16 protein-coding genes and 1 pseudogene are annotated in these 16744 nt (G+C 67.1%); 4 read left to right on the forward strand and 13 right to left on the reverse strand.

The window, feature by feature from the left end; genetic code table 11:
• The 7 genes and pseudogenes from RTO53_RS07160 to RTO53_RS07190 all read right to left on the reverse strand — a co-directional run.
• Positions 1 to 526, reverse strand: a pseudogene (locus RTO53_RS07160) (ATP-binding protein); the annotation flags it as partial.
• Positions 523 to 1866 carry a sigma-54 dependent transcriptional regulator gene (locus RTO53_RS07165; protein WP_312237134.1) on the reverse strand — a complete coding sequence of 448 codons (1344 nt, stop codon included), beginning with the start codon at positions 1864 to 1866 and terminating at the stop codon, positions 523 to 525. The pseudogene RTO53_RS07160 and the gene RTO53_RS07165, both read right to left, overlap by 4 nt.
• An 80-nt stretch (positions 1867 to 1946) precedes the next feature.
• Positions 1947 to 2366, reverse strand: coding sequence for a PDZ domain-containing protein (locus tag RTO53_RS07170; RefSeq protein WP_312237135.1), 420 nt, complete (start codon positions 2364 to 2366; stop codon positions 1947 to 1949).
• Position 2367: 1 nt separating this feature from the next.
• The gene (locus RTO53_RS07175) at positions 2368 to 3588 is read right to left on the reverse strand and encodes an ABC transporter permease (RefSeq protein ID WP_312237136.1); all 1221 of its coding nucleotides are present in this window, start codon (positions 3586 to 3588) and stop codon (positions 2368 to 2370) included.
• Positions 3589 to 3604: 16 nt separating this feature from the next.
• On the reverse strand, positions 3605 to 4909 hold the full coding sequence (locus RTO53_RS07180; protein WP_312237137.1) for an ABC transporter permease: 1305 nt from the start codon (positions 4907 to 4909) through the stop codon (positions 3605 to 3607).
• A 7-nt stretch (positions 4910 to 4916) separates the two neighbouring features.
• On the reverse strand, positions 4917 to 5636 hold the full coding sequence (locus RTO53_RS07185) for an ABC transporter ATP-binding protein (protein ID WP_256776914.1): 720 nt from the start codon (positions 5634 to 5636) through the stop codon (positions 4917 to 4919).
• Positions 5637 to 5682: 46 nt separating this feature from the next.
• On the reverse strand, positions 5683 to 6951 hold the full coding sequence (locus RTO53_RS07190) for an efflux RND transporter periplasmic adaptor subunit (RefSeq protein WP_312237138.1): 1269 nt from the start codon (positions 6949 to 6951) through the stop codon (positions 5683 to 5685).
• A 203-nt stretch (positions 6952 to 7154) separates the two neighbouring features.
• Here RTO53_RS07190 and glmS point away from each other — a divergent pair, with 203 nt between their 5' ends.
• From glmS to RTO53_RS07205, 3 genes are all read left to right on the forward strand, one after another.
• Positions 7155 to 8996, forward strand: coding sequence for a glutamine--fructose-6-phosphate transaminase (isomerizing) (glmS, locus tag RTO53_RS07195; protein WP_312237139.1), 1842 nt, complete (start codon positions 7155 to 7157; stop codon positions 8994 to 8996).
• A gap of 431 nt (positions 8997 to 9427) precedes the next feature.
• On the forward strand, positions 9428 to 9859 hold the full coding sequence (locus RTO53_RS07200) for a CBS domain-containing protein (RefSeq protein ID WP_312237140.1): 432 nt from the start codon (positions 9428 to 9430) through the stop codon (positions 9857 to 9859).
• Positions 9856 to 10023 carry a hypothetical protein gene (locus RTO53_RS07205; protein ID WP_312237141.1) on the forward strand — a complete coding sequence of 56 codons (168 nt, stop codon included), beginning with the start codon at positions 9856 to 9858 and terminating at the stop codon, positions 10021 to 10023. The genes RTO53_RS07200 and RTO53_RS07205 overlap by 4 nt, the downstream gene beginning before the upstream one ends.
• Before the next feature lie 45 nt (positions 10024 to 10068).
• Here RTO53_RS07205 and RTO53_RS07210 read toward each other — a convergent pair whose 3' ends face one another.
• From RTO53_RS07210 to gloA, 5 genes are all read right to left on the reverse strand, one after another.
• Positions 10069 to 11520: a UdgX family uracil-DNA binding protein gene (locus RTO53_RS07210; RefSeq protein ID WP_312237142.1), complete on the reverse strand. Its 1452-nt coding sequence runs from the start codon at positions 11518 to 11520 to the stop codon at positions 10069 to 10071.
• Between the two features lies 1 nt (position 11521).
• On the reverse strand, positions 11522 to 12820 hold the full coding sequence (locus tag RTO53_RS07215) for a putative DNA modification/repair radical SAM protein (RefSeq protein WP_312237143.1): 1299 nt from the start codon (positions 12818 to 12820) through the stop codon (positions 11522 to 11524).
• Positions 12821 to 12897: 77 nt separating this feature from the next.
• Positions 12898 to 13743: a hypothetical protein gene (locus tag RTO53_RS07220; RefSeq protein ID WP_312237144.1), complete on the reverse strand. Its 846-nt coding sequence runs from the start codon at positions 13741 to 13743 to the stop codon at positions 12898 to 12900.
• A 124-nt stretch (positions 13744 to 13867) separates the two neighbouring features.
• The gene (locus RTO53_RS07225; protein ID WP_312237145.1) at positions 13868 to 14296 is read right to left on the reverse strand and encodes a VOC family protein; all 429 of its coding nucleotides are present in this window, start codon (positions 14294 to 14296) and stop codon (positions 13868 to 13870) included.
• A 169-nt stretch (positions 14297 to 14465) separates the two neighbouring features.
• On the reverse strand, positions 14466 to 14993 hold the full coding sequence (gene gloA / locus RTO53_RS07230; RefSeq protein ID WP_312237146.1) for a lactoylglutathione lyase: 528 nt from the start codon (positions 14991 to 14993) through the stop codon (positions 14466 to 14468).
• A 112-nt stretch (positions 14994 to 15105) separates the two neighbouring features.
• On the opposite strand from gloA, the gene RTO53_RS07235 reads away from it, so the two are divergent.
• Entirely contained in the window at positions 15106 to 16218 is a 1113-nt protein-coding gene (locus RTO53_RS07235) for a PLP-dependent cysteine synthase family protein (RefSeq protein ID WP_312237147.1), read from the forward strand.
• A gap of 105 nt (positions 16219 to 16323) precedes the next feature.
• Here the strand turns inward: RTO53_RS07235 and RTO53_RS07240 are convergent, their stop codons facing one another.
• Entirely contained in the window at positions 16324 to 16719 is a 396-nt protein-coding gene (locus RTO53_RS07240; protein ID WP_312237148.1) for a hypothetical protein, read from the reverse strand.
• Positions 16720 to 16744 lie beyond the last annotated feature (25 nt).

The following is a 16744-nucleotide window of genomic DNA, read 5'->3' on the forward strand; positions in this document are numbered from 1 at the left end:
CCACCGGCATGGTTTCCAGCACGTCCTGCATGCGCTGGCCTTCCAGTTTCCAGCCGTTGTGCAGCAGCCGGCGTGCGGCCAGGTTGGAGAACACCACGCGCTGGACGCCATCGCCGCCATTGGCCAGCAGCAGCATCGCCACCGGCGTGTTCTGCACCATCGTGTCCAGCAGCAGTTCGCGTTGCACCAAGCCCTGGCGCTGTTCGCGCAGCACATCACCCAGCTCGCGGTGGGCATTCACCAGGTCGCCCAGTTCGTCGTTGCCCGGCCAGTACACGCCGAAGTTGTACTCGCCATCGCGGTAACTGCTGGTGGTACCGGACAAGGCGCGCAACAACGAACGCACCGGTGCGGTAGCGCGGCGCAGGCTCCACCACATCACCGACAGCAGTACGACGATGGAGATGCCGCTGATCCACCAGCCATGGTCCAGCCAGTAGGCCAGGTACCAGGGGAAGGCCGCTGCCAGCGCCAGCACCGGCAGCAGGCGCAGGAACAGCCGGAAGGTGAACGAGCTGCGCTTCATTCGCGCGGAATGCCGTAGCGGTCCATGCGCCGGTACAGCGCCTGGCGGCTCAGGCCGAGCTCGGCGGCGGTCTGGGCGATGATGCCGTGGTTGCGGCCCAGCGCCGCTTCGATGTGGCCCCGGTCCGGGTCGACCGTCGGGCTGGCCGGACGCGGCGCGCTGGCCGCACGCGGCAGGTTGAGATCGCCGGCTTCAATGCGTGGCCCTGTGGCCAGCAGTTGGGCGCGCTGCAGCACATTGCGCAGTTCGCGCACGTTGCCCGGCCAGGCGTGCCGCTGCAATGCGGCGGCTGCGGCAGGGGACAACGGCTTGTCGCCGTCCATGAAGCGTTCGGCCAGCGGCAGGATATCGCCGGCACGTTCGGCCAGTGGTGGCAGCGCCAGTTCCACGGTGTTGAGGCGGTAGTAGAGATCTTCGCGGAACTGGCCGTCGCGGATCATCGCCGGCAGGTCGGCGTTGGTGGCGCTGATTACCCGTACCTTGACCTGACGCTCGCGGTTGGAGCCCAGCCGCTCGAAGCGACCGGTTTCCAGCACGCGCAGCAGTTTCATCTGCCCGCCGAGCGAAAGATTGCCGATCTCGTCCAAGAACAGCGTGCCGCCATCGGCAGCCTCGAACTTGCCTTCGCGTGCCTTGTTGGCGCCGGTGTACGCGCCGGCCTCGCTGCCGAACAATTCCGCTTCGATCAGTTCGGCAGGAATGGCGCCGCAGTTGAGCGCGACGAACGGGCCCTTGGCCACCAGCGAATTGGCCTGGATGATCTCGGCGATCTTCTCCTTGCCGGCCCCGTTGGGCCCGGTGATCAGCACCGGCAGCGCCGAGCGGGCCACCTGGCAGGCCAGGTTCACCACGCGCTCGCTGGCCGGATCGGCAACCACCGCGCCACGCAGGTCGTAACGGGCTTCCAGCGCCGAGCGGTTGCGCTGCTCGCGCTCGCGCCGACGGTCGAGCTCGCGCCGGGTTTCAGACAGTTCCAGCAGGTTGTTGACCGTGACCAGCAGCTTGCGGTCGTCCCACGGCTTGGCCAGGTAGTCGGCGGCGCCGGCGCGGACCAGGTCCACGGCGCTGCTCAGGTGGGTCCAGGCGGTGAGCAGGATCACCGGCAGGTCCGGATGGCGGGCACGGATCTGCTGGAACAGGGCCTCGCCCTCCTCGCCCGAGGTGGTGTCCTCGGTGAAGTTCATGTCCTGGATGACCAGGTCCACCGGCTGTTGTTCCAGCAGCGCCAGGCCGGCCTCGGGCGACAGTGCGTGCAGGGCATCGATGTCGTGCAGCGAGAACAGCACTTCCAGTGCGGTGCCGACGCTGGCGTTGTCGTCAATGATCAGGATCGAAGGCATGCGGCATCGAAAGCCAGGAAGTGGGATCAAGAGTACCGGAGCGCCGGGCCAACGTGGTGCTGGCCCGGCGCTGACCGGCCTCAGTTGCGCGGGCTGGGCGGCGCGGGGGGGGCCGGCGGCGCCGGCGGCGCTGCGGGCGCTACCTTGCGCCAGGCGGCGGTATCCACGTCCAGGGTCGTTTCGCTGCCCTTGCGCAGCACCGTCATCGGCAGCCGCGAGCGGCTGGTGGTGGCCAGCGTATCGGTCAGGTCGGCGATCGTGCGTACCGGCTTGCCGTCGATGCGCAGGATACGGTCACCGCTGCGCACGCCGAAGTAGGCCGCCGGCTCGGTGGCGGTGATCCGTACCATGCCCTGGTTGGCATCGACGACCAGGTGATGGTCGCCCTCGCGCCACTCCAGGCGTCCGGTCTCGGTCTGGGTGGAGGTGGTGGCGGCCAGCGCGGGTGCGCTGGCCAGCAGGAAGGACAGCACGAGGGTGGAAAGCAGGGTCTTGCGCATATCAGGCACTCCGGGTGGCAACGGCGGGTGGAACGGCGGCGGCACGACGGGCCGGGCCGAAGACAGCGATCTGGCCGAGCAGCCACAACAGCACCGCGCCGATCGGCAGGTAGCTGATGGGCATGCGCGGCAGCTCGTAGTTGTTCATCAGGTACAGATTGATCGTGTAGGCCATCAACATGCCGAGCACGATGCCGACCGTGGCCAGCAGGAAGTTCTCGGTCTGGAAGTAGCGCAGGATCTGCCCGCGCGTAGCCCCCAGGGCACGGCGGATGCCGATCTGCTTGGTGCGCTGCTGCACCCAGAAGCTGGCCAGGCCGACGATGCCCAGCGCGGTCACCACCAGCAGGGCGACGCAGACGGTGATCAACAGGCCGACCATGGCGCGGTCGTTGGCGAAGTACTTCTGGCGCTGCTCTTCATAGGTACGCTTGCCACGCACCAGGCGGCTGGAATCAACGCGTTCCAGCGCTTTTACCGCCGCTTCGAGCACCTCATTGCGACGCGCCGGATCGGTGACCCGGATCAGGTAGAAGGCCTCGTCGTAGCCCATGCGCAGGGGCAGGATGAGCGAGAAGCGGGTATCGCCTTCGCGGTTGGTCGGGCGGGCCAGTTCCTTGACCACGCCCACCACGCGCAGCGGCATGTGCCCGCTGTAGACGGTCTTGCCCACGGCCGCGGTACCGGGGAACAGCTTGTCGGCGGCCGCCTTGGACAGAATCACCGCCGATCCGTTGGCTTCCAGATTCGGATCGTTCTTGGCGGCCTCCACGTCCTGGTACTCATCGGCCTGGAAGTCACGGCCGGCCACCATTTCCAGGCCCAGTGTGTCCACGGTGCCTTCGCTGCCGAAGTACTGCGACGCGCTCAGGGTGGGGCGCTCCTGGTCCGGTGTCAGGCCCAGGCTGGTGTTCCAGGAGTTGTTGCGGAACGGCATCTGGTTCAGCGGCACCACGCTCTTGACCCCGGGGATGCCGCGCAGCGCGGCCAGATCCTCGCGGGTACGTGCGGCCACGTTGACCTGGGTGCCGATGCCGCCCAGACGGACTTCGACCAGTTCGCTCTCGGCGATGCCGCTGGGCTGGTTGATCTTCTCGATGCGCTGACCGATCAGGAACAGCGCGTTGCAGACGATCGCGCAGGTCAGCGCGATCTCCAGCACGATCAGTGCGGCGGCGGTCTTGTGCCGGCGCAGCGTGGTGAGGATGGGACGGATATCCATGATGTGCTCCGGATCCTTACTGCGATTTGAGTTGGATGGCGGGCGCAACCTGCATGGCGCGCAGCGCCGGCAGGAACCCGGCCAGCAGGCTGGCGACCAGGGTCAGCCCGAAGGTCAGCAGCAGCATCTGCCCATCCAGCGTGGCCAGCTTGGCGTACTCCACCGGCTGCTGGCGCACGGCATACAGGCCGAGCGCCGCCAGTCCCAGGCCCAGCACACCGCCGGCCAGGCCGACCGTTCCTGCTTCTACCAGCGACTGCAGGAAGATCTGCGCACGGCTGGCACCCAAGGCCCGCCGTACACCGATCTCACCGCTGCGTCGCAGGAACTTGGCCAGCAGCAGGCCGACGGTGTTCACCAGGCAGACCAGCAGGAAACCCATGGCCAGCCACAGCTGCAGGCGCACGTCCCCCGGTACCACCTGTTTGTAATCCAGCCACGCCATCACGTTGCGCAGGCGGATGTTGTTGGGGCGCTCGAAGCGACCGGCCGCACGCTGCTGGGTGGAGTAGTTGTCCAGGTAGGCACGGTAGTCCGACGCCTGTGAGGCGCTCTCCAGCTCCACCCAGTACTGGATCCAGGTGCAGCTGGCGTTGAGCGAGGTTTCGTCGGTCTCGTTCTTGCGCCCGAAGCAGTCCATGTTGCCGTTGCGGCCGAACTTCAGGTCCATGGCGGTGGAGAACGGCATGAACACGTCTTCGCTGTCGCCGTACTTGCCGGTCTCCAGGTCGTAGAAGTGCGGATTCGGATTCCACGTGTCGAGCACGCCGATCACGGTGAAGGTATTGCCATCCATCCGCAGCGACTTGCCGACGCTGTCGGCGCCGTCGAACAGCTTCTGGTTGAGCGTGCGCGAGATCACCGCGACGCGACCGCGGCCCTCGTCCTGGTCGGCCTTCCAGCCGCGCCCGAACAGGAAGGGCGCATCGAACATCGGGAAGAAGTCGGCCGAGGTATAGCGGGCATCGGTGGTGAACGGGCGCAGCGCGCTGCTCTCCGGTTCCAGGGTGACGCCACCGCCGGTCATCATCGCCTGGTGCTTGGCGCGTTTCTCGCGCAGCAGGGTTTCGGCATCGAAGCGGGTCAGCTGGTCATTGGGTTCTTCACCGGCCTGGTAGCCCAGCATCGGCTGCGGGTCCAGCTGCACGTAGAACAGGCGGTCGCTCTTGTGCGGGATCGGATCGCCGGACAGCACGTGGAAGACGGTGAGGGTGGTCATCGACGCACCGATGCCCAGCGCGATGGCGATCACCATCAGCGCGGTCAGCACCCGGTTGCGCCGGAAGCTGCGCAGGGCCAGTCGGAAGTAGTAGGCGAGCATGGTGGCCTCAGTCGTGGGTGGTGGCGACGACAGCACGCGGGGTGGACAGCACCGGCTCGCGCAGCAGGTCGGTGGCCTGGCCATCGACGATGTGCACGTTGCGCTGCGCGCGGGCGGCCAGTTCCGGGTCATGGGTGACCATCACGATGGTGGTGCCGGCGGCGTTGATTTCCTCCAGCAGCTCCATCACTCCGCGTGCCATCTGGCTGTCCAGGTTGCCGGTCGGTTCGTCGGCCAGCAGCAGGCGCGGGCTGCCGGCCAGGGCGCGTGCGATGGCCGCGCGCTGCTGCTGTCCGCCCGAGAGCTCGGCCGGGTAGTGCTTCATGCGCGAGCCCAGCCCGACCTGGCCCAGCGCCTTCTCGATGCGCTGCTTGCGCTCGGCGGCGGGCATGCCGCGGTAGCGCAGCGGTACATCGACGTTGTCGAACAGGTTGAGGTCGGAGATCAGGTTGAAACCCTGGAAAATGAAGCCGATCTTCTGGTTGCGCAGCCGGCTGCGCGCATCGTCGCCCAGCTTGCTGACGTCCTGGCCATCGAGCATGTAGGTGCCGCTGGTGAAGGTTTCCAGCAGGCCGGCGATGTTGAGGAAGGTGGTCTTGCCCGAACCAGAGGGGCCGGTCACCGCGACGAACTCGCCTTCGCGGACATGCAGGTCAAGCGACCGCAGGGCATGGGTTTCCACCTGTTCGGTGCGGAACACTTTGGCGACCGCGCGCATCTCGAGCATGACTGTTTTCCTTTACCGTTCGTTGAGGATGAAATTCGTTGTGGAGTCAGTTGATGGACACATGATCGGCATCGCCGAACAGATCGCTGCCGGAAACCACGACGCGATCGCCGGGTTGCAGGCCAGAGAGGATTTCCACTTCGCCCAGGCTGCTCACGCCGAGCTTGACCGGGCGGCGCACCGCCGTGCTGCCGTCCATGACGTAGGCCTGGCCGTTGCCCTGTTCGACGAAGGGGCCGCGCTCGACCTTGAGCACGTTGCGACGGGTATCGAGTACCACCCGGGCCTGCATGCGCTGGCTCTGGCGCAGGCCCTGCGGCTGCTTGTCGGAGAAGCGGATGCGGGCGTTGACTTCACCGGCCACCACTTCCGGAGACACCGCGCTGATCTCGCCCGGGAAGGGCTGGCCGTTGCCGCTGGTGAGCTGGGCCGGGATGCCGATCGCCAGCTCGCGGGCGAAGCTTTCGGGCACCTTGATCTCGATCTCGAAGCGCGACAGATCGACCACGCCCAGGATCGGCGCGTTGGCAATCACGTTGGTGTGCTGGGTGGCCTGCACCTGGCCGACCTGGCCGTCGAACGGCGCGCGCAGGGTCAGTGCATCGACCTGGCGCTGTACTTCGGCCACCACCGCCTTCTGGCGCTCGGCCAGCAGGTGCTTGTTGCGCGCATCCAGGTCGGCGCCCTGGCCCTGCAGGCGTGCGTCGGTCTGCGCGTTGGCCAGCTGGATGTCGGCTTTCTTGAGGCTGTCATTGGCCTTGGCCAGGTCGATCTGCGGCACCGCGCCGCCGTCGAAACCGCGCTGGTAGCGCTGCAGGTCGCGGTCGGCGGCCTGCCGCTCGATGCTGGCCTGGTCGGTTTCCTTGCGCGCCTTGGCACGGGCCAGGGTGGCATCGAGGGTGGAGCGGCTCGCTTCGGCTTCCAGGCCGGCCAGGGTGGCCTGTTCCTGGGCAAGCTTGCTGCGCAGTTCCGGGCTGTCGATCACCGCCAGCTCCTGGCCCTTCTTGACCACGTCGCCGGCCACCACCTTCAGGTCCACGGTACCGGCGGAGATCGCATACAGGACCGGGCTGTTGGCCGCGATCACCCGGCCGTCGGCGGCGATGTCGCGGACCAGGTCGCCGCGGGTGACCTCGGCGATGCGCACCCGCGCCCCGTCGAACGAGCGGCTGGCGCCCAGCCAGGCGCGCACAGCGAAGCCGATCGCCAGCAGCACCACCAGTGCGGCCAGGCCCGGCCACAGCCAGCGCTTCCACGGGGCTGCCGTGCCGGCAACGGAGAGGGTCTGGTCCTGGGCGGAAGTGTCGCGGATCATCGGGCTCGTTCGCGGTTGGGTTGCCCAGTACAAAGCAGATCCCGTGCCAACTTTTGGCCATTTGAAATCAACAGCTTGCGAGCGCGTGACGGTTGTCCGCCTGTCCGCGGACACCCGCCGGACACTTTCGTTAAGCGGACAGCGGCGTCCCGGGCACTGGGCCCACGCTAGAATGCAAGGCTCGATACCCTGGATCAGAATCTATGTGCGGCATTGTGGGAGCCATCGCCAATCGCGATGTGGTACCGGTCCTCATCGAAGGCCTGAAGCGACTGGAATATCGCGGTTACGATTCCTCCGGCATCGCCGTGCTCGACCAGCGCCAGGCGCAGCCCGATGTGCGCCGCGTGCGCCGCACCGGCCGCGTGGCCGAGATGGAGAAGGCTGCCATCAGCGAAGGCTTCGATGCGCTGCTGGGCATCGGCCACACCCGTTGGGCAACGCACGGTGGGGTCACCGAAGCCAACGCGCATCCGCATATCAGCCATGGCGTGGCGCTGGTGCACAACGGCATCATCGAGAACCACGAGGAACAGCGTGAGAAGCTGCGCGCGCTGGGCTATGTGTTCGAGTCGCAGACCGACACCGAAGTCATCGCGCACCTGATGCACCATCACCTCAAGGATGGCGACACCTTGCTGTCGGCCCTGCAGCGCACGGTCAAGGAACTCACCGGTGCCTACGCGCTGGCGGTGATGAGCCGGGCCGAGCCGGACCACTTCGTATGCGCGCGCATGGGCTGCCCGTTGCTGGTCGGCCTGGGCGAGGGTGAAAACTTCGTCGCCTCCGACGTCTCGGCGATCCTCTCGGCCACCCGCACGGTGATCTTCCTGGAAGAGGGCGATACCGCCGACATCCGCCGCGACGGTGTGCAGGTGTATGACGAAAACGACCAGCCGGTGGTGCGCGATGTGCACCTGTCCGACGTGTCGCTGGCCTCGCTGGAACTGGGCCCGTACCGCCACTTCATGCAGAAGGAAATCCACGAGCAGCCGCGCGCGCTGGGCGACACCATCGAAGCGGCGATCGACGCCGGTGGGTTCCCGGCCGAGCTGTTCGGCAAGAATGCCGAAAGCGTGCTGGCCGGCATCGAAGGCGTGCAGATCCTGGCGTGTGGCACCAGCTATTACGCCGGCCTCACCGCGCGCTACTGGATCGAGTCGATTGCCGGGCTGCCGTGCAGCGTCGAAGTGGCCAGCGAATACCGCTACCGCGCCGCGTATGCCAACCCCAGGCACCTGATCGTCACCATCTCCCAGTCCGGTGAAACCCTGGACACGATGGAAGCGCTGAAGTACGCCAAGTCGCTGGGCCACCTGCATACGTTGTCGATCTGCAACGTGCCGGAAAGCGCGATCCCGCGCGCGAGCGAACTGGTCTGCTACACCCGCGCCGGCGCCGAGATCGGCGTGGCCTCGACCAAGGCCTTCACCACCCAGCTGGCCGCGCTGTTCCAGCTGACCGTGGTGCTGGGCAAGCTGCACGGGCGCATCGACGCCGCGCAGGAAGCGGACTACCTGGAGCAGCTGCGTTTCCTGCCGGGCAGCGTGCAGCATGCGTTGAACATGGAGCCGCAGATCGCCGCATGGGCCGAGCGTTTCGCCCGCAAGAGCAGCGCGTTGTTCCTTGGTCGCGGCCTGCATTACCCGATCGCGCTGGAAGGCGCGCTCAAGCTGAAGGAAATCACCTACATCCACGCCGAGGCCTATCCGGCCGGCGAGCTCAAGCATGGTCCGTTGGCCCTGGTCGACGAAGACATGCCGGTGGTGGTGATCGCGCCCAACGACAACCTGCTGGAGAAGGTCAAATCCAACATGCAGGAAGTGCGCGCGCGCGGCGGTGAGTTGTTCGTGTTCGCCGACCAGGACAGCAACTTCGTCGAGTCCGAGGGGGTGCACGTGATCCGCACGCCGCGTCATGCCGGCGTGCTCAGCCCGGTGGTGCACACCATCCCGGTGCAGCTGCTGGCCTATCACACTGCATTGGCACGCGGCACCGACGTGGACAAGCCGCGTAACCTGGCCAAGAGCGTGACGGTGGAGTGAGTCGGCGGCGTGCGCTGAGGCAGACGGATACGAAGGGGTGGCCCAGCCGGGCTACCCCTTTTTTCATGCCGCGCCCGGTAGAGCCACCCCATGGGTGGCTGCGTGATTCCCCGGTGGAAGCGCAGCCACCCATGGGGTGGCTCTACCGGGCAGGCGGTCACCGCGTCGCCGCCATTGGGTCGCGCCACCCGGCAGGGCGCCGCGGAACTTTAGTCGTGCCCGGCGGCGGCGTTCAGCGACGGTTTTAGCCGCGGTGCCATTCTCGGGGTCGTCAGCCGTTTTCGACGACGAACTGTCCCAGATCTGCAAACTCCTGGGCCAAGGTGCGGCCGTAGAATCGAGTGACCGAGGACCGGGCGCACGCCGTGCCGCCTGCCTCGCCGCAACCAGGCGCACCTCTCGACTTCAGTAACCTGCAACAGGAAACAAGAATGAACGTCCGCGAAGTTCTGCAATCCAAGAAAGAAGCCATCGTCACCATCGACGTGGAGGACACGATCGGTGCGGCCGCGCACAAGATGAGCGCGCACAAGATCGCTGCCCTGGTGGTGATGAAGGATGATGCGCCGGTAAGGATCATTTCCGAGAAAGACATCGTGCGCAGTCTGGCCGAAGACGGCCCGCAGGCCGGCAGGCGCGTCATTTCCAGCTTGCCGTCGGCTGGCCTGGAAGGCATCGCGCCGGAGGCGACCCTCAAGCAGGCCATGGCGCTGATGACCTACTCGCGCCACCGCCATCTGATGGTGACCGAGAACGCCAAACTGGTTGGCATTCTCAGCCTGGGCGACATCGTCAAGAACCTGCTGACCGAGCTGGAACTGGAAAAGGCGGTGCTGCAGGACATCTACATGGCGGCGCATTGACCGACCAGATCGACCTCGTGGCGTGGCGCTGCCGGCACCGACAATCGGTCGGCACCGGTAGGGTCATTGCCGCGTCGATCCTGCTCAACTTGGCGGTGCTCCGTCCAGACCCGCATGCGGGGGACTGCGTCGCCCTTGTGGGCTATCTGGCGTTTCAGCGCTGAACCGGTAGATTTTCCCGACCAGGCCGGCACGTTGCATGTCAGCCATCAACGCGCGCGCTGCGGACCGGTCAGCTGGCGAAGATCATCGACAAACAGCTGGTATGCCGCCGCACGCGCGTCGCCTTCGGGCTGCCGCAGCACCCATGCCGGATGCACCGTGGCGAACGCCCGGGTGCCGTCGTCCAGTGCGTGCCAGCGCCCACGGTTCTCCATCAGGTTGAACCCTGCCCCGAACACCGCCGAGGCGGCGCTGGCGCCCAGGCATGCGATCACCGCCGGGCGTACCTGCTCGATCTCATTCAGCAGCCACGGGCGGCAGGCGTTGATATGGGTTACCTGTGGCTTGCTGTGGATGCGCCGCTTGCCGCGCCGCTCGAAGCGGAAGTGCTTGACCGCATTGGTCAGGTACAGCGTGCTGCGATCGATGCCCAGCTCGCGCAACGCGCGGTCCAGCAGCTGGCCGGCCGGGCCGACGAACGGATGGCCGCTGAGGTCCTCCGCGTCGCCGGGCTGTTCGCCTACGAGCATCACCTGCGCATCGCGCGGGCCCTCGCCGAACACGGTCTGGGTGGCCGGCTCCCAGAGCGGGCAGCGGCGGCAGCCCGCCGCCGCCGTGCGCAGCGCATCCAGGTCGTCGCCATTGGCGGTGGCCGGCGCACGCAGCGCAATGCTGCGTGCGGGGATGCGGCGCTGCGGCGCGTGCGCGCCACGGTCGTGCATGTCCTGCACACGGTCGCCGGCATCACGCACCAGCGTTGGCAACAGGCTTGCCTCGGGAAGATGCTTCCAGTATCTGACCGGCATCTCCTGCTGCATCATCCGCGTGTTGAGCCGCGCCGGATTGAAGATGTTGGCGTAGTACGTGCGCCAGAGTTCTTCCCGCGCATCTTCGGCAGGCGCGTCGTCCTGCCTGCCGCCCGGGCCGAATGACAGCGCCTGCCCATCCCAGCTGACGCTGCGCGCCGGGGTCAGGATCGCCCAGCGCATGCCGGTGAAGCGACGCGCGAAGAACGGTGCAACGCGGTCCACGATGTGGTGGTCCGGCTCGAACCAGGCGATGAAGGCGTCCTGCTCGCCGGGCACTTCGCGGAAGCGCACGAACGCCTTCATCTTGTGGGTGTCGCGGCGCACCGCCTGGGCCAGTGCCATCGCGCGTTGCACGTCCGGGTCGGTGGGAATGGACAGCAGCCCACGTTCGCCCGACGCGATGCGCCACAGCATCCGATACAACAATGCCATGCGCTGCGGATCGCGATGGCACAGGCAGGTGGCGGCAAGCTCGACGAAGGCCCTGGATACGTAGGTGGGCGTGTCGGCTGCGGTGGTGTCGGCATCGCGCATCGGCGGCAACGCGGGCGCGTCCAGCAACGAGGACTCCTGCCCCTGCAGCCAGTCCAGCTCGGCTGGTGCGACGCCACGGTGCAGGGCCAGGCGCGCGGCGTCGCGCCACGCCTCCAACGACCACGCCGGGTCGATGCGTACGCTCCAGCGTGCCATCTCAGTGCGTGGCAAGGTCAGGGAACAGCGAAGCCTGGCGCGGTGGCGGCGCCAGCCGTGCACGCAGCGTGGCGGGGTCGTCCAGCTGTTTGCGCGGATGGTGGTCAGCCAGCTGCACGAACGGCAGCAGCTTGCTCATCGGTGCGCGCAGCCGCGCCACGTCGGCCACGCGCAAGCGCACGTGTCGACGCGCCATCAGCACGCGCTTGACGTTGCGCACGCCCAGCCCGGGTACGCGCAGCAGCAGTTCCTTCGGCGCGATGTTGAGGTCGACCGGGAAGCGTTCCGGGTGACGGATCGCCCAGGCCATCTTCGGATCGATATCCAGGTCGAGCATGCCGCCCTGGGTGGTATCGGTGATCTCCTCCACGCCATAGCCGTAGAAGCGCAGCAGCCAGTCGGCCTGGTACAGCCGATGCTCGCGCGCCAGTGGCGGGGCCTGCAGCGGCAGGATCCGGCTCGCATCGGGGATGGGGCTGAAGGCCGAGTAGTAGACGCGGCGCATGCGGTAGTTGCAGTAGAGGTTGTCAGCCGCGGTGAGGATCTGCTGGTCGCTGGCACCATCGGCGCCGACGATCATCTGCGTGCTCTGGCCGGCGGGTGCGAATTTGGGCGGGCGCGGCCGCGCACGCGATACACGCGGCGCAGGCGTGGTCGTGGCAGCTGCGGCTGCATCGCCCTTCCTGGCCTCCTTGGCCTCTTCGATCCGCCAGCGCAGCTCACCCATGGCACCGCGGATGGAGGGCAACGATTTCTCCGGTGCGAAGCTGGCCAGGCCCGCCTCGGTCGGCAGCTCGATGTTGATCGACAGCCGGTCGGCATACCGACCCGCTGCGGCCAGCAGTTCCGGCGACGCTTCGGGAATGGTCTTGAGGTGGATGTAACCGGCGAAGCGATGCTCCTCGCGCAGCACGCGCGCGACCTCGACCATGCGCTCCATGGTGTAGTCCGCGTTGCGGATGATGCCGCTGGAAAGGAACAACCCTTCGATGTAGTTGCGCTTGTAGAAGTCCATGGTCAGCGCGACGACCTCGTCCACGCTGAACCGCGCGCGCTGCACATTGCTGGATACCCGGTTGACGCAGTACGCGCAGTCGTAGATGCAGAAGTTGGTCAGCAGGATCTTCAGCAGCGACACGCAACGGCCATCGGGGGTGTAGCTGTGGCAGATGCCGGGGCCGTCGGTGCTGCCGATGCCGCCGGACGCGCGCGAATCGCGCCGCCCCGCGCCGCTGGAAGCACAGGACGCGTCGTACTTGGCGGCATCGGCCAGGATCGCCAGTTTGCGTATGGTTTCCATGCGCAAACGCTAGGACAGGGCGGTCTCATCCTGTGAGATCGCCCGTATGGAAGATGAAGAGTTCATCTTCGGCGGCATCAGGGATGTGCGTCGAACCAGGCCACGATGCGGGCGGGCGAGCTGGTGAACCAGGCATGGGCACCCAGCGCTTCGGTGTACAGCGCGGTCTCGATCCCCTGCGCCTGCAGGCGGCCGTAATACGCGTTCATCGTCCACCACGGCACCACCGGATCGATGAAACCGTGCAGGAACAGCGTCGGCGGATGGTCGGCCGGCAGCACCTCGGGCACGGTGCACATCGGCCCACCGCAGGTCGCATACGAACCGGACTGCACGGCCAGCGCGCGGAACTCGCCGGGGAAGGACACCGCCATGCGGCTGGTGTTGTAGCCGCCGCTGGAAATGCCGGTGGCGTAGCGCCGCAGCGGATCGAGCGGGCCGAACGTGCCGGCGGCGATCGCATCGAACACGTTGCCGAGGAAGTCGTAGTCGGTGCCCAGCTCATAGGTGCTGGACAGCCCGGGCAGGTTGGTCTGCCAGAACAGATCGGCCGGTGCGGCGGGCGCGACCACCGCGTAGCCGTGGTCGAGCAGGCGCTGGATCAGCTTGCCTTCGTGGAAACCACCAAACGGGTCGGTGTCGGCATAGTGGAAGTCTTCCAGCGGGAAGAACGAACCCTGGTACAGCAGCACCACCGGCCAGCCCTGCGGCGGTGGTGTGCCGACCGGCAGCTGGTAGGTGACCCGGCGTTGTCCCACCACACCCGAATCGATCCAGGCGGTCTGATGGGTACAGCTGACCTCCGCCGGCCGTAGCAGTGTGCGTGCGCGTTCGGTGCAGCGCGATTGCGCCAGCGCGTTGCAGCATGGCAATGCCAGCAGGCAGAGCAGCAGGGCCCAAGGACGAAGACGAAACTGATGCATGCCGAGCTCCCTGCCAGGCCACGTCGGTGGGCGCGGCGTTCCAGATCGCGGGCCGGGCATTGCCCGGCCGCCCCGTTGCAGTGGTATTCCAGCACGTCCGCGTGAATGCGGCGCGAGCGCGTGGCTAGAAGGTGACCTTCACCGAATCGGCGCTGTAGCTGGCCGGCCCATGGAACACCACTTCGATGTTGTTGCCATCCGGATCCAGTGCGAAGGCAGCGTAGTAACCGGGATGATACGGACGCTCGCCGGGCGCGCCGTTGTCGGTGCCGCCACTGGCCAACGCGGCCGTGTGGAACGCCTCCACGGTGGCGCGGTCGCGCGCCTGGAACGCCAGGTGGTGGCGCCCGGTGAGGCGACCGGCCGCGGCGTCGCTGTCGGCGCTGGAAACAAACAGTTCGTCGGCCCAGAAGTAGGTGTCGCCTTCGCCGGCGATGGGAATGCCGATGGTGTCAAACACCGCCTGATAGAAACGGCGGCTGGCGGGGAGGTCCTTGACTACCAGTTGCAGGTGGTCGATCAGGCGGCCGCGATGCAGTTCCATGGTTTCCATGCGCACTCCACAGGATGGGCAGGTGCACAGGTATACACCGGGGCGGAGGGCGCGACATGCACGTTGCTGACTGCGTGGGGGGGCGGACAACAGCGGACCCGGCATACGGACCGGGGGGCGGTTCCCACGTGGGCACCGCACCCTCCAAGGGCACGGCGCCGCTGCCGGATCAGGCGACCGGGGTGTTGGAGATGATCTCCACCCAGTAGCCGTCGGGGTCCTTGATGAAGGCCAGATGCTTCATGCGGCCGTCTTCCAGGCGCTTCTGGTAGGGCACGTCGAGGGCATCGAAGCGCTTGCAGGCGGCCTGGATGTCCGGCACGGACACGCAGATGTGTCCGAAACCGCGCGGGTCGCTGTTGCCGTCGTGGTAGACCGGGCCGTCCTGGCTCTCGGTGCCGTGGTTGTGGGTCAGCTCCAGCACGCCGGGGATGCCGGCCATCCACACGCGGCGCGCGTCATCGCCGACCGGGATCTGCGTGCCTTCCGGCAGCAGGGCCAGGAAATACAGGCTGAACTGCGCCTCGGCGAAGTCGCGCTGGTCGATCAGGCGGAAGCCGAGCACGCGGGTGTAGAAATCCAGCGAGGCGGCGCTGTCCTTCACGCGCAGCATGGTGTGGTTGAACACGAAACCGGTGGTTTCGGCCGGAACCTGCGCGGCGACGCCGGGCTGGGACTGCAGGGAAGCAAGGCTCATGGGGGGACATCCTGTGGCAGCGGGGGCCGTGGGGTCACGGCCATGGCGTCCATTTTAGCGGGGCGACTGCAAGGCGACGTAGAATGCTGCGTCTCCTTGCACAGTCCTGGCCATGTCGCAGCGTGAATGGGTGGCTGCTGCCATCCGCAAGATCGAAGCCGATTTCAACCGTTCGGCCGATACCCACCTGATCCCGATGGATCTGCCCGGGCATGCCGGCATCGACCTGTACTTCAAGGACGAATCCAGCCATCCCACCGGCAGCCTCAAGCACCGCCTGGCGCGCTCGCTGTTCCTGTACGCGCTGGCCAACGGCTGGCTGCGCGAGGGGCGCCCGGTGATCGAGGCCTCCAGCGGCTCGACCGCCGTGTCCGAGGCCTATTTCGCCCGGCTGCTGGGCCTGCCGTTCATCGCGGTGATGCCGGCCACGACCTCGCCGGAGAAGATCGCCGCGATCGAATTCCACGGCGGCCGCTGCCACCTGGTCGAGCGTGCCTGCGACCTGAACGGCGATTCGGAAACGCTGGCCCGCCAGACCGGTGGCCACTTCATGGACCAGTTCACCTATGCCGAGCGCGCCACCGACTGGCGGGCCAACAACAACATTGCCGAGTCCATCTTCAAGCAGATGGCCGAAGAGCCGCACCCGGTGCCGGAATGGATCGTGTGCAGCCCGGGCACCGGCGGTACCGCCGCCACGCTGGGCCGCTACGTCAGCTACCGCCGGCATGACACCCGCATCCTGTGCGCGGACCCGGAAGTGTCGGTGTTCTATGACGGTTACTGCGCCGCGCTGGCGGGCCAGCCGTGGCGCGATCTGACCTGCAGCGGCGGCTCGCGGGTGGAAGGCATCGGCCGGCCGCGGGTGGAGTCCAGTTTCATTCCCACCAGCGTCGATGCAATGGTGAAGGTGCCCGACGCACTCAGCCTGGCGGCGATGCGGCATGTGAGCCGCCAGCTGGGGCGTCGCGTCGGTGGGTCCACCGGCACCAATTTCATCGGCGTGCTGCAGGCCGCCGAGCGGATGCGCCAGGCCGGGCGCAGCGGGTCGATCGTGACCATCCTGTGCGACAGCGGCGAGCGCTACGCGCACAGCTACTACAACCCGGAGTGGTATCCGCGCCAGGGCATCGACGTGGAACAGGCCGATGCGGTGATCGCCGCGGCAGTGGCCGGGCAGGGCTTGCCGACGTTGCCCTGTGCATCGCTTGAGGCGCTGTATTGAGTTGTAGAGCCGACCGTGGGTCGGCTGCCCGCCAAACGGGTTCCGTGAACCTCACCGCCCAGCGCAACGTCGACTGCAGCCGACCAACGGTCGGCTCTACGGGCCTCAGTCGGTCAGGCACTGGTAGGCATCCAGCACGGTGTCGCGCAGCACCGGCGGCAGGGTTTCATAGGTGGCTGCCAGGTCGTCGAACTGCAGGGCCAGATCCACGCCGATGCGTTGCCCGGCCTGCACGGCCAGGATCACCAGCAGCGTGCACAGCACGAATTCGCGTTCGTGGCCGGGTTCGCAGCGGATCGCGCCGCGCTCGATGACTTCATACGGATACCAGAGCTGGTCGTCCTGCAGCCGCCCGGCCTGTGGACCCACCACCTGCGCCAGGGCGGCGCGATGACGCGGCTGTTCGTCGGCCTGTCCGAGCGCGGCGATCCAGTCCAGCTCGGCCGCGCTGGCCGTGCCGATCAGCGCGAAATGCGGCTGTGCGTAGGTGAGCTCGTCCATGATCGCGCCGCACTGCCAGCGTAGG

Origin of the sequence: Stenotrophomonas sp. (genome assembly GCF_031995405.1) — a bacterium.
Classification (GTDB): Bacteria; Pseudomonadota; Gammaproteobacteria; order Xanthomonadales; family Xanthomonadaceae; genus Stenotrophomonas.